At 67.6% G+C, this 12891-nt stretch carries 5 protein-coding genes and 1 pseudogene; 1 reads left to right on the top strand and 5 read right to left on the bottom strand.

The window, feature by feature from the left end; genetic code table 11:
- Positions 1–12: 12 nt before the first annotated feature.
- The 5 genes from ACJ8AT_RS20515 to ACJ8AT_RS20495 form a co-directional block, all read right to left on the bottom strand.
- A complete protein-coding gene (locus tag ACJ8AT_RS20515; RefSeq protein ID WP_407739473.1) occupies positions 13–5349 on the bottom strand; it encodes an AAA family ATPase in 5337 nt (1778 codons plus the stop codon).
- Positions 5350–5414: 65 nt separating this feature from the next.
- Positions 5415–6065, bottom strand: a complete 651-nt coding sequence (locus ACJ8AT_RS20510; protein WP_407739472.1) for a Coq4 family protein — start codon at positions 6063–6065, stop codon at positions 5415–5417.
- A 64-nt stretch (positions 6066–6129) separates the two neighbouring features.
- Positions 6130–7746 carry a histidine ammonia-lyase gene (gene hutH, locus ACJ8AT_RS20505; protein ID WP_407739471.1) on the bottom strand — a complete coding sequence of 539 codons (1617 nt, stop codon included), beginning with the start codon at positions 7744–7746 and terminating at the stop codon, positions 6130–6132.
- 43 nt (positions 7747–7789) lie between these two features.
- Entirely contained in the window at positions 7790–9535 is a 1746-nt protein-coding gene (locus ACJ8AT_RS20500; RefSeq protein ID WP_407739470.1) for a feruloyl-CoA synthase, read from the bottom strand.
- 166 nt (positions 9536–9701) lie between these two features.
- Positions 9702–11456 carry a sigma-54-dependent transcriptional regulator gene (locus ACJ8AT_RS20495; protein WP_407739469.1) on the bottom strand — a complete coding sequence of 585 codons (1755 nt, stop codon included), beginning with the start codon at positions 11454–11456 and terminating at the stop codon, positions 9702–9704.
- Between the two features lie 167 nt (positions 11457–11623).
- Between ACJ8AT_RS20495 and ACJ8AT_RS20490 the strand changes: the two are divergent.
- Positions 11624–12891 (top strand): annotated as a pseudogene (locus ACJ8AT_RS20490) (hypothetical protein); the annotation flags it as partial.

Here is a 12891-nt window from a genome sequence, read left to right as displayed (position 1 = left end):
GCGAGGCGACGGTCAACGCCTCCGGGACGCCTTGCGCGGCAGTGTGATGATGAACTCGGTGAACTCGCCTTCGGCGCTCTCGACCTTCAGCTCACCCTGGTGCGCGTCGACGATGATTCCGTGGCTGATCGACAGGCCGAGTCCCGTCCCCTCGCCGGGGGGCTTGGTGGTGAAGAACGGCATGTAGATCTTGTCGATGATCTCCTGCGGGATGCCGGTGCCATTGTCGCGGATGCGCACTTCGACACGGTCGCCCCGGCGACGGGTGGTGATCTGGATCCGCGGCGAGAAGTCCGACGCTGGCTGGAGCTTGCGCTTCTGGGCGACAGCGTAGATGGCGTTGCCAATCATGTTGAGGAAGACACGCCCGAGGTCGGGGGCCATCGCTTCGATGGTGCCGAGGGTTGGATCGTACTCGGTCTGCAGATCGACCTTCAGCGAGGGGTTCCGGAGGCGCGCGCCGTCAATGGCCAGGGTGCAGCTCTCTGCGAGCAGCGCGTTCAGATCCGTCTGGGTGCGCTCCCCCGTGGTCTTGTGGGAGAGCTGCAGCATGCCGCCGATGATCTGGTTCGCGCGTTTCCCGTGCTCGTTGATCTTCACCGCGTTCTGACGGATGAAGCCGAGCAGCTGGTCGGTAGTCTCGCTCGCTTCGGTGGAGCGGAGCTTCAGCTCGGCGGAGAGCTCCTGGGTGAGCTCGACGGTGATCTCAGCGAAATTGGTGACGAAGTTGAGCGGGTTCTTCAGCTCATGGGCGATGCCGGCGGTGACCGCGCCGAGCGAGGCCAGCTTCTCCTGGGTGACGAGCTGCCTCTGGGTGCGTTGCAGCTCCTCGTTCTTCTCGCGTAGCTCGCGCGTCCGTTCGCTGACCTTGTGCTCCAGCGTGGCATAGAGCGTGGCGTTGTGGATGGACAGCGCGGCCTGCCCGGAGAGCAGCTGGAGCACCTCCAGGCGGTCGGCGGTGAAGGCTCCCGCGGTGAGGTTGTTCTCGAGGTAGATGACGGCCAGCAGCTTGCCCTGGTTGAGCAGTGGCGCGCAGAGGACCGATTTGGGGCGGTGCCGGATGACGTACGGGTCCTTGGTAAAGAGCCCCGCTTGGGTGGCATTGGCGAGTACGACGCTCTCGCCGGTGCGGACGGCATAGTGGACGATCGAGCTGGAGAGCGGCCCGTCGCTCTCGCCGATGGAGGTCTCGGTCCGCTCGATGACCTCGGACTGGCCCGCCGCCCACTCCGCCTTGATCACCAGCTGGCCATCCTTGTCCAGGAGCAGCAGGCCGCGCTGAGCGCCGGCGTTCTCCACCATGATGCTCAGCAGTGACTGCACCAGGCGGTCCAACATGATCTCGCCCGAGATGGCCTGTGCCGCCTTCATCATGGAGCTCAGCTCCAGGACGGCACCGCCGGAGGACGACGTGCTGGACAGGTGTCCGTTGACCAGGCGCTTGCCGGTGGTCCCCACGCTCGAGAGCAGCGCGGGGAACTGCCGCTCCAGCGCCGCCACCTTCGCGTGCGCGCCCCAGCGCAGGTATGCGGAGTGGGCCTCGACGAGATAGGTCTCGGCCGCGCGCTCCCATCCCAGTGAGCGGCAGAGATCGGCGCAGCGCTCGTTGGCGATGGCCTCCTCGGCAAGGTAGCGATGCTCGGCGGCGCCACGGATGGCCTGCTCATAGAGCGTCATGGCCTGGATGGGCCGGTCCAGCACGCGTGCCTTCTCGGCCTCGACGAGCCTCCACCGGTGCAGGAAGTTCATGGGCGCGTTCTGCGCCCAGTGCGCCAGCTCCGCCTGGTTCCGCTCCACTCGCTTCATCCAGCGGGTGCGCTCCTCCTCGGACGCCTCTGGCCAGGCCGCGAGCAACGGCAGGGACTGGTAGAGGTTGGCCAGCACCGACGTCGGAAGGCCCACGAGCGCCTGCTCGTAGGACTCTGTCCGATTGGCCCACTCCACCGCCTTGCCGTAGTCACCAAAGAGGTAGGCCAGCATGGCCTTCAGGGCATAGAACACCCCCGCTGACGTGAAGTTCTTCGCCAGCACCTCGGGCAGGCTCTCGTCCTCGTCGAAGCACTCGCCCTTCAGCATCAGCGGGTCTCGCCCGTGGCCCAGGAGGTTGTGGGCCCACTGGCGGATGATGCTGCTGTACAGCCGCAGGAACGTCTGCTTGTGGCGTGTATGAAACTCGACGACCCGGGTCACCGTCTCGAACAGCGGCTCCAGCGGCTCGCCGCCGACGACGCTCGAGTGACCGAGGTGAGAGCCGCAGCGATGGGCGTACTGGAGGTCACCGGTTTCGATCCCGGCCTGCATGCCCTCGCGCAGAAGATCGAACGTCTCCCGGATGTGCACCTTCCAGGAGCGGATGAACGCGGAGAGGAGCAGGTGCACCTCGGCCTTCGCCTCGCGTGCATTCAGCCTCTCCATCACCCTCCGCGCCACGTCGCCGTAACCCGTGGCGGTGTCGAGATCCTTGAGCATGGTGGCGTGGAGCCCGCCGTACTTCACATAGCTCCCCGGGGCATAGCGCGAGTTCCCGTGGCGCACCGTCAGGTAGAACTGCTCGCTCGCGATGAGCATGTACAGATGGGGATTGATGACGAAGGAGGGCGAGCTGAGGTGGGCAAGGATTCGCTGTGCCGCGAGCTGCTCCGGAGTGGTGCACTCAGGCAGATCGATCAGCTCCTCGAGCTCACGATCCGCGAGCAACGTGCGGTCACGGGCCAGCGCGGACTGGACGTGCTCCGGCGTGGCGTCGAAGGGCAGGCGCACCCCGAGCATCTCCAGCGCCTCCAGCCCGATGCGGAGGGTCTCCTCGAGCTGGTTGCGCGAGAGGCTGAAGAGGATCCGCGTCTCGGCGACCTTCACCTTCTCCAGCACGGTCCTCGCGTGGGCCATGGCGACGAGCGCCAGTGCCTCCGCGCGCTCCATGTTGGCGTTGAGGTATTCGGCCTCGGAGCCCTCGATGTGCAGGGCGAACGCCAGCTCGTGCCGCTCGTCGAACGCGCCTTCCGGCAGCAGCTGGATGCCCGTCATGTAATAGCGGAGGGCGGGCTCGAACGCCGCCGAGGCCTTCGCCTTCTGGCCCGCCATCAAGCTGAGCCGGGCGACCTCATAGCGCTCCTCGGGCGAGCTGATCCGCTCCAGCCCGAGCACGAACTGATTGACGATGTCGACGATCCGTTCGTCCAGCTTCTCGGGGGGCGTGCTGGCGAGCAGCAAGCCGCCCAGCTCCGCGTGAATGGCCTTTCGCTGATCCTCCTCGATGAGCGAGTAGGCGGCTTGGTGCACGCGATCATGGAGGAACTTGAACGAGGCGCTGGGGGCCTCGCCGCCCAGCTCCGCCAGCCGCGCTGGCGCCGCGACGTGGTACGCGTCGCCGACGGGCAGCAGGAGCCCTTCTGTGAGCGCGTCCCAGAAGCCCGCCGCCGTCTCCGCTGGCGAGCGCCGCTCCAGGATGGAGAGCGTCTGCAGATCGAAGCAGGTGCCAATGCAGGCCGCCAGCTTGAGCGCCTGCTGCGTCGCCGCTGGCAGCTTCTGGATCTTGGCCGCCATGAACTCGACGATGCCACCGGTAAGGCCTCGCGCACGGATGGCGTCCAGATCCCAGCGCCACTCCCCGGCGTCGCTGTCGAACTCGATCACCCGCTCATCGAAGAGCGCGCCCAGGAGCTGGTTGAGGAAGAACGGGTTGCCCTCCGTCCTCCGCAGCAGGAGCGCCGCCAGAGGCTCGGCCCGCTCGCGGCCGCAGTGGAACGTGTCGTCGAGGAGCTGGAGGGTATCCGCGAGCTCGAGCGGTTTGAGCCGCAGCGTGGTGACCGGTGTCCCCGCTCGCTGGATCGCGTCCAGCGTGATGGACAGCGGGTGGGTGGGATCTACCTCGTTGTCGCGGTACGCGCCGATGATGCACAGGTGGCGCAGCTCTGGATCCGTCATCAGCACGTGGATCAGGTCCCGTGACGGAGCGTCCGCCCACTGGAGGTCATCGAGGAAGAGCACCAGCGGGTGCTCCGGCGAGCTGAGCGTGCGCACGAAGCGCTGGAACACGAAGTGGAAGCGGTTCTGCGACTGCGCGGCGGCGAGCTGGGGGGCCGGCGGCAGCTTGCCAACGATCAGCTCCACCGCCGGGATGACCTCGGCGATGACGGAGGCGTTGGGACCGAGCGCGTCCTCGAGCTTCTTGCGCCACAGGGCGAGCTGCTCTTCGCTCTCGGCGAGCAGCTGACGGATGAGCTCCTGGAACGCCTCGATGAGCGAGGCGTAGGGGATGTTGCGCTTCAGGGGATCGAACTTGCCGGAGGCGAAATAGCCGCGCGACTGCACCAGCGACTTGTGGATCTCGTGGACGAGCGCGCTCTTGCCCATGCCGGAGTAGCCGGTCACGAGGATCAGCTCCCGGGTGCCCTGGCAGATGCGCTCGAAGGCCGCGTGCATGGCCTGGCTGTCCGCCTCGCGGCCGTAGAGCTTCTGAGGGATCTGCAGGCGGTCGGAGGCGTCATGGCGCCCGAGGAGGAACGTGTCCACCTGGCCCGAGGCGCGCAGCTGCGCACGGCACTCGGCGAGATCCTCGGCGATGCCCTGGCCGCTCTGGTAGCGCTCCTCCGCCGTCTTGGCCAGGAGCTTCATCACGATGTCGCAGACGGGGCGCGGAATCTCCGGGCGGAGCTGGTGGAGCGGTGGCGGCGCGAGCGCGATGTGGCAATGGATCAGCTCCAGCGGATCCTGGCTCTCGAACGGCGGCGCGCCAGCGAGCAGCTCGTAGAGCGTCGCGCCGAGCGAGTAGAAGTCGGTGCGGTAGTCGATGGCACGGTTCATCCGCCCTGTCTGCTCGGGCGAGATGTAGCGGAGCGTTCCCTCGAGCAGGTTCGGGCTGTTGATCGAGGGGCGCTCGCGCGACAGCGTGGTCGAGATATCGAAGTCGATGAGCTTGACCTGCTGGGTCTCGGGGTTGATGACGACGTTGGAGGGGTTGACGTCCTTGTGCACGACATGGCGCTGGTGAATGCGCGCGAGCGTGGAGGCCAGCTGGACGCCGATGGTCAGGATCTCGTCCAGCGTGAACCGCTTTTGGGCGATCAGCGTGGACAACGACACGGCGCCGAAGTCCTCCATGATCAGCGCCACGCGGCTCTTGTAGCGGGCCAGGGCAAACGCCCGGATGACGCCCTCAATGTCGAGGCTCTTGGCGATCTCGAATTCGCGGCGGAGCCGATCCAGCTCCGCCGGTGTGGAGTGCTCCCGCTGCTGGACCTTGATGATGCACGGCGAATGGTCCAACCGACGGTGAGCACGATAGACGATCGTTCGAGTGCTCTGGCTGATCCGCTCGCCTAGCTCGTACTCCGACAGGAAGCTGTCCATTGCCAGGGCATCATACACGTGCACCCTGGGTGCCCCTCAGTCCCGAGCGTCCCGCCTCCAGGCCGTCAGGTTCCGGAGCGCGCGGCCAGGACTTGGAGTATGGGTCGCCGCCTGCGAAAGCCGAGGTGGGCGCGCACGTCCTGGTAGTCCCAGTCCCACATCTCCTCGAACGGGACGAAGAAGAGGTTCTCCGTGGCGCCGCCGAGCTTCCAGCCCCGCAGGATCTCGCGAAGCATTTCCAGCGGTTGCCCATAGCGCAGGATCATGTACGGCGTCCCAGCCACGGCCATGATGCCGTAAGGCTCGCGGAGGTTGCGAGCGTCGAACATCTGCAGGCCCATCTCCCCGGGGACGGTGGTACCGAAGCCTACCACCGCGTGGAGGATGTCGTGGATCTTGAAGAACCGCTGCGTCACCCAATCCTGCTCGAAGGTCTCCTGGAGCTGGGGAACGGCTTTGACGTGGCCGTTGGCGACGATGTGGTGCTCGGCGCAGAACTTATGAAACCTGTAGCCCAACGTGTTCTGCGGCAGGCTGCCCAGCGCGCCCGGGTCGAGCGGCTGGCGCGTGAGCTCACGGAGGTGATCGAGCACACTCGCCGGCACCTTCTTGATGAGCCGACGGTACCACCACTGGACAGGCCAGGACAGCGACACCGCGTCCGTCATCTCGTTGAGCGCGACGAACTCGAACGGTTCGCGGATCAGGACCGACATGGCGCCAAGCGCTTGACGATACTTGAGCATACGCTGGCGGATCCTAGGAGGCTGGGCAGGCAAATCAACCTGTACGGGTGGCCCCTGGACGTACAGGCCAGGGAATCTCACGGTTCTCGATCAGCCGGCACACCGCGGCGATGTCACTGTCCAGCGCGCGGTCGGTGTCCACGAACCGGCTCACGGTCCGCACCGTCCGGTAGATGCGGCCCGTTCCCGCCCCCATGCGCTCGGCGCCTTCCCGCAAGTCGATGGCTTGGACCACCGAGAGCAGGGTAATGGCCACCGTGTTGCGCATCAGCCGCACGACGTCCATGGCGGTGAGGGCCGCATGGGTTCCCAGGCTCACCACGTCCTGGTTGTACTGCTCCGTGGGCAGCGTGTGGATCATGCTGGGGGAGCACCAGTGCCGGATGGCCGTCACCAGGCTGCTGTGGACCAGCTGCATCCCCTTGAAGCCTTGATAGACGCCGGCCTTGGGGCTCAGCGACGGTGGCAGGCCGTTCGAGAACCGGCTGTCCATCAGCAGCGCCATCATGGAGTGCAGCCAGTTGGCGAGGTTGGCCATGTCAATCTTGAGTCCGTCCATGGCGCGCGCCACGTGAGCGCCGTAGAAGTTGCCGGTGTGGTGGATGTGGTCCGACGCCGGATCGATCAGGGGGTTGTCATTCACGGAGTTGGCTTCGCGCTCGATGATGGCGCGGGTCTGCTCGAGGGTCTCGTGCATGGGACCGAGACCTTGAGGGGCACAGCGCAGGGAGTAGGGCGCCTGGATGGATTCCTCGACGGCTACGACCTGGTGGTGTTCAGAGGCGGCCCTGCCAGCCCTCTCCGCGCGGCGGCGGATCTCGTCGAGAGGTACGGCCAGCGTCGACTCGGCCAGCAGCCCGGTGAGCGCCTCCGCTACCGCCACCTGCCCGGGGTGGTGCTTGGCGAGGTGGATGGCGGGGTGGAAGTAATCCGGTGATGAGTGCAGGGCCTCCACGACCATGGCCACGGCCCCGAGGCAGAGGCGAAAGAGGTACGCGGCCTCATCCACTACCAGGGCGGCGATGCCGGTCATGACCGTCGTGCCGTTGAGCAGCGCGAGCCCCTCCTTGGCTTGCAGGCGGAGCGGGTCGATGCGCGCGCTGGCGAGCGCCGCCGCGGCCGACGTGCGGGAGCCTTGATAGGAGACCTCTCCGCGGCCCAGCATGGCGCGCGCGATGTACGCGGAGGGGCATAGGTCGCCGCTGGCCCCCACGGAACCGAAGCGCGGAACCACGGGGGTGATGCGGTGGTTCAACAGATCGAGCAGCCGCTCGATCACCCCGATACGGACTCCTGAGAGCCCGCGCGCCAACGCGTTCGCACGCAGCAGGATGGCCGCCCGCACGGCGTCCTCGGGGAGCGGTTCTCCTACTCCGCAGGACAGGAACTCCAGCAGGTTCTCTTGATGGTGCGCGAGCTCGTCGCCGGGAATGACCAACCGGGCATTGCCGCCGAAGCCTGTGTTGGCCCCGTAGATGATCTCACCTTGGACGAGCTTGCGTTCGAGGGTGCGGCGGCTTTCTTCGATGAGGTGGCGGAAGTCAGGGTTGGAGCTGAGTTCGACAGGGTGGCCGTGGCGCGCTACGGCAACAATGTCTTCCAGGGTCAGGAATTCGTGGGAGAGGCAGACAGCTTGGGGTGGGGTCGTCAAGGAGGAGGTCAAGGTGGCCACGGCGAGCTTTATATTCCGTAGGTCATGAAGTGACCCGGATTACCACTGCTGCTGGTGTCTCGGCATACAGCGCGTCGACGAAGGGGCGGCGCGACTCGAGTACCGCCTGCTGGTTGAGATATCCCTTGTCGGTGATCTCTCCGAGGTCCAGCCGCGGAGCTTCCTCGAGCACCAGGGCCCGCCCGATCCGAGTCGAGCTTCCGCCCCCTCCAGCCGCGAGCCGGCGCAGCGCCTCGCGGATCCTCGAGCGGATCTCTTCGGCAGGAAGCCCGGAGGCCGCGACCGGGTTGAGGAACAGCAACGCGCCGACCTCGTCGCGGTCATGGCCGGTGATGACCGCGTCCTGGACCAACGGGTCGGCCGCGGCGATCAGCGCTACCCTCAGCGCGCCCACGTGCACCCAGGTGCCGTTGGACAGCTTGAAGTCCTCGGCGACTCGCCCATCAAAAGCCACTCCGCGGGCCGGATCGGAGGGATCCTCGAACTTGAGAGCGTCGCCAATCCGGTAGAAGCCCTCCTCATCGAAGGCCGCCGCCGTCAGGTCTGCCCGGTGGAGGTAGCCGGGCATGACGTTCGGTCCTCGGACCCGGGCCTCGAGCTTCCCCGCGGTCGGCACCAGCTTCAGCTCGCAGCCAGGGACCGGCAACCCGATGCAGCCAGCCTTTTGGATAGGCCAATGCACCGCGGTGGCCAGCGGCGCCGTCTCGGTCGAGCCCCAGGCCGACACCAGCAGCACGTTGCCGTCGCGCTCGGCCCGCGCCAGCTTCTCGAACCGGTCCCACAGGTTCTGCGACAAGGCCGCGGCTGCGTAGAAGACGAACTTGCAGCGCGAGAAGAAGTTGCGTCGCAGCTCGGCGTCGCGCTCCAGGAACGAGAGCAGCAGGTCGAAGCCGCGAGGCACGTTGAAGTACAGGTTGGGTGCGATCTCGCGGAGGTTGCGCACCGTCGTGTCGATCAGGCCAGGTACCGGCTTGCCGCCATCGATATACATCGTACCGCCGTTGCGCAGCACCAGCCCGAAGGTGAAGTTGCCGCCAAAGGTGTGGTTCCAGGGCAGCCAGTCGACGAGCACGGGAGGCTCGTCCTCCATGAACGGCCAGGCTTGCACGATCTGGGTCTGGTTGGCCGTCAGCATCCGGTGCGTGGTGATCACTCCCTTGGGAGTACCCGTGGAACCCGAGGTGAATAGGATCTTCGCGACCGTGTCTGGCATCAGGCGAGCGAAGGCCTCGTCAACCTGGGGGTTGGCGGGCGCCGCGGTGAGTTCGCCGATCGCCGTCACGGATGCACCGACCGCGGCCAGCGCTGGCGCGAAGCGCTTCGGGTCCGCGGTCCAGACGAGGCCCGGCCGGAGCAGCTCGAACACCGCCCGCAGCTTCGCGAAGTCCGACGACATCAGGGAATAGGCTGGCGAGATCGGCGCGACCGGCACGCCCACGTGCATCGCGCCCAGCGCGAGCAGCGCGTGATCGATGGAGTTGTCCGAAAGGATGGCAACAGGCCGTTCCGGGCCGAGGCCGCGATCCAGCAGCGACTGGCCGATCCGGCGCACCGCGTCGAGCGTCTGCGCGTAGCTCGACGTCCGCCATTCGTTATTCACACGCTCGGCGAGGAACAGCCGGTCCGGTGTCTTGGCTGCCCAGTGGATCAGCCACTCGCCGACGGCGCGGGCATGCGGCCCCAGCGGCTGGCGTGATCGCAGCACGAGGCTGCCGTCGCCGCGCCGGTCCAGTTCGACGTCGCGCGGGGCCAGTCGCAGGGGTTGCATGGGAGTGGGAGGCATCGCGCGGTTGTCCTGATCGGTTCGTATGGGCTGAGCGTCCCGTGCCAGTCAATCGGCTTGGGGCCCGAACCTGATACTACCTGACCAGTTGTATGAAGTAAGACGTCGCTAATGCCTTGCTCGCGCGGGAAGGGGTACCCGTTAGGCCACCTCAGGCCGCTTCGTCCTCGGCCAGCAGCGTGCCGAACGGAGAGGCGCTCTCGCCCAGCTCCTTGTAGAGGGCCTCCACTTTCTCCAGCTCGCGCTTGAGCACCTTGTGGTGGTTGCGGTTCTTCAGCAGGTTCTCGCGCCCCAGCAGCCGGAAGGCCTCCTCGCGGCCCATCTGTTGTACAGCCTGCCCCAGCACCATGCCCACCAGGGACTCGGCCAGCCCCAGATCCAGCGGGGTGCCGCGGCGCTTGGCCTCGGCGATGAAGGCGGTGGCCGCCGCGCGGAAGGCCTCCGTCAGCGAGTGGGACGCCTTCTCGCCCGCCTCGCTCGTGCCCACCTCGTACTCGAGCGCCCGCGCGATGTGCCCATCCGCCAGCGTCAGCTCCGGCGTGGCCCCGTGCTCCACCAGCGCCAGCGTGTAGGCCCGGCGGATGATGTTGTCGAGCTGCCGCAGGTTCCCCGGCCACGTGCGCCGGCTCAGCGCCTGCTCGGCCTCGGGCGTCAGCCGCGCCTGGCCCTGGGGGAACTGCTCCTTGTGCCGCCGGTTCACCATGTAGTTGGACCAGAGCGGGATCTCATCCCGGCGCTCGTCCAGGGAGGGCACTCGGAGCGGCAGCACGTTGATGCGGTAGTACAGGTCCTCACGGAAGCGCCCGGCGCGCACCGCCTCGCGCAGGTCCACGTTCGTGCCGATGATGAACCGCACGTCCGCGCCGCGATCTCCCACCCCGTCTCCCAGCACCCGGTAGGAGCGCTCCTCCAGCACCCGGAGCAGGCCTGCCTGCGCCTTGAGCGACAGCTTGTCGATCTCGTCGATGAAGAGCGTGCCGCCTTCGGCCCTGCCGATGCTGCCCGGGCTGTCCTTCACCGCGCCGGTGAACGCGCCCTTCTTCCACCCGAAGAGCTCCGCCATCTGCAGATCCTCGGGCACGGCGATCAGATCCAGCACCTCGAAGGGGCCCTTGCGCCGGCTCGAGCGCGCGTGCACCCAGCGCGCCAGCCGCGACTTGCCCGCGCCCGTCGCTCCGCTGATGAGGATGCTCTCCTCCTGTTGGGCGAACACGTTCAGGATGGGCAGCAGGTTCGCCATGGACGAGCCCACCACGGGCAGGAACTCGTCCACCTCCACCTGGGGCGCCGGGCGGAAGGGCAGGCCGGTGAGGTAGGGCGCCGCGATCTCCGCGATCGTCTGCAGCTGCTCCACGCACTCGCGCCACACGAAGTCCTGGCCCATCGCCGTGGGGCTGTCCGCCTCCAGCGAGATCATCCCGCCGATCCCCGAGCCCAGCGTGCGCAGCGGAATCACGCACACGTGCGAGGCCTGCCGGCTCAGGAAGCTCTGCCGGCTCTCCTGGCTGCTGAAGCTGCCCGGCAGCAGCTCCTCGATCTTGTTCGGGGACTGCGGCGAGTACGGCCGCAGCGTCCCCAGGGTGACGTCGATGAAGACCGGGCACGCGTGCTGCACCACCGAGCGCCACGCCGTGGCGGACACCAGGCTCGGAGCTCCGCGAGGCCCGGCGCTGCCAGCCGACTGCACCGCGGTGGCGCCTTGCTCCAGGATGGCCAGCCTCAGGTAGCCGCCCGAGGGCCGCAGGTGCACCATGCCTCGGAGCACCCGGCCATGCCCGGCGAACTTGCTGGCGGCGATCGTCCGCTCCGTGCGGAGCATCAGGCTTGCCAGGGTCCGGGTGGCTGCATCCTCGAAATCCCCCGACTTCGACAGCGCCACCACCAGCGAGGACAGATCTTCTTGCATGGAGTCACCCAAGTCCTGGAATTTCCGTGCGTGAGGCGGGGGGCCGCTCCGCCGAGCACCCGTGCATCCTCTCAGAGCCGGGGGGCTCCGTGAAAGCGTCTCGCGGTTGCTCGCCGTGCGTTCAACCGCTCCGCCGCACCCGGCGTCGTAGTAAAGGAGGAGACCCCATGACGAGCGAGCGCACCGCGGCCGAGGCTCCGGACGTACCGGATACGAGCATTCCCCCGCTGCACTTCGGGCCTCTGCGCCGGTGGTTGGAGTCCCACCCGGAGCAGGTCCAGCAGCACTTCGAGACGAAGGTCTTCCCTCGGGAGACCCGGCTCTTCCCCAGCCAGGAGCTGAGCGGCGACGGGACGCCGAGGCTCATGATCGTCCTCTCGGGGGAGCTGTCCCTGCTCCAGGTCTTCCCCGGGGCGCTGGCGCCGCATCGGACCCTCTATCGCGGGGACGTGTGGGTCAACCCGAATCCGGCCGCCGAGCGGCTGCGTGTCGCGCGAGCCGCCCTCCGTCTCGAGTCCGTGTCCGCCAGCCGGGTGCTGCTGCTGACCGAGCGGGGGCTGCGCTCCCTGCCGGAGCAGGAGGCGGGGGCGCTGGAGCAGATCCTCGACGATCAGACGGAGCTCCACCGCTCCCGGCGCACCTTCTTCAACGGGCTCCGCAGCATGGTGCAGTTCCAGCAGGCCGGGGTGCGGCACCTGCACGCCCTGCTCGACACGGCGGATGTGCTCCCCTTCGAGCGCAGCCAGAACGCGGATCCGGTCATCATCCCGCAGGGGAGTACGGACCATCAGCACAAGGGGGTCTTCCTGGTGCTGGAGGGCATGCTGGGGGAGTGGCGGGAGCCGCAAGGGTCCGAGAGCCAGCCGGTCCTCACCCGAGCGCTCTACCCGGGGAGCCTCTTCGGCGACGTGGTGCTCCACAGTGATGCGCCGGCGCCGAGCACGGTGAAGGTCCACTCGGACTCCGCGCGGGTGGCCGTCCTGCCCCAGCGGAGCAGTGAGCTGTTGATTCGCAGCTCCCCGCTCTTCGCGAGCTCCGTCGCCTCGTCTCCAGCGGAGGTCTGGCAGCGGATCGCGCAGGGGTTGTCCCAGCTGGCGCCGCCGCCCGAGGTGGTGCTGTTCCGGACGGATGCCTCCGATGTGGTGCTGGAGGGACTGATCCAGAACGTGGCCGAGGCCACTCACCAGAGCTATCAGGACCACATCCTCCGGGTGGAGCTGGTCGCGTCCGCGCAGCCAAGCCCGCCGGAGCCCGTGCCGGAGTTCCGCCGCGGGGAGGTGCCGTCCTATCGCCTCCAGGCTCCCAACGGCCCGGCCGCGGCCCAGGCGCTCCAGCAGCTGGCGCAGGAACTCCGGGGCAAGTGGGACTACCTCTTCGTGCAGGTGGATCCCCGCTTGTGGCAGGGGCTCGTGCCTCCCGAGGGGAGCGCCTCGGG

Origin of the sequence: Hyalangium sp. (assembly GCF_045802625.1) — a bacterium.
GTDB lineage: Bacteria > Myxococcota > Myxococcia > Myxococcales > Myxococcaceae > Hyalangium.
The sequence above is the reverse complement of the archived record's forward strand: the minus strand, read 5'-3'. Positions and strand labels throughout refer to the sequence as shown.

What these genes read in the sequence shown, in the direction of transcription:
- ACJ8AT_RS20500 (WP_407739470.1), bottom strand. Translation starts at nt 9,535, where the DNA reads ATGCAACCCCTGCGACTGGCCCCGCGCGACGTCGAACTGGACCGGCGC.
- ACJ8AT_RS20515 (WP_407739473.1), bottom strand. Translation starts at nt 5,349, where the DNA reads ATGGACAGCTTCCTGTCGGAGTACGAGCTAGGCGAGCGGATCAGCCAG.
- ACJ8AT_RS20510 (WP_407739472.1), bottom strand. Translation starts at nt 6,065, where the DNA reads ATGTCGGTCCTGATCCGCGAACCGTTCGAGTTCGTCGCGCTCAACGAG.
- ACJ8AT_RS20495 (WP_407739469.1), bottom strand. Translation starts at nt 11,456, where the DNA reads ATGCAAGAAGATCTGTCCTCGCTGGTGGTGGCGCTGTCGAAGTCGGGG.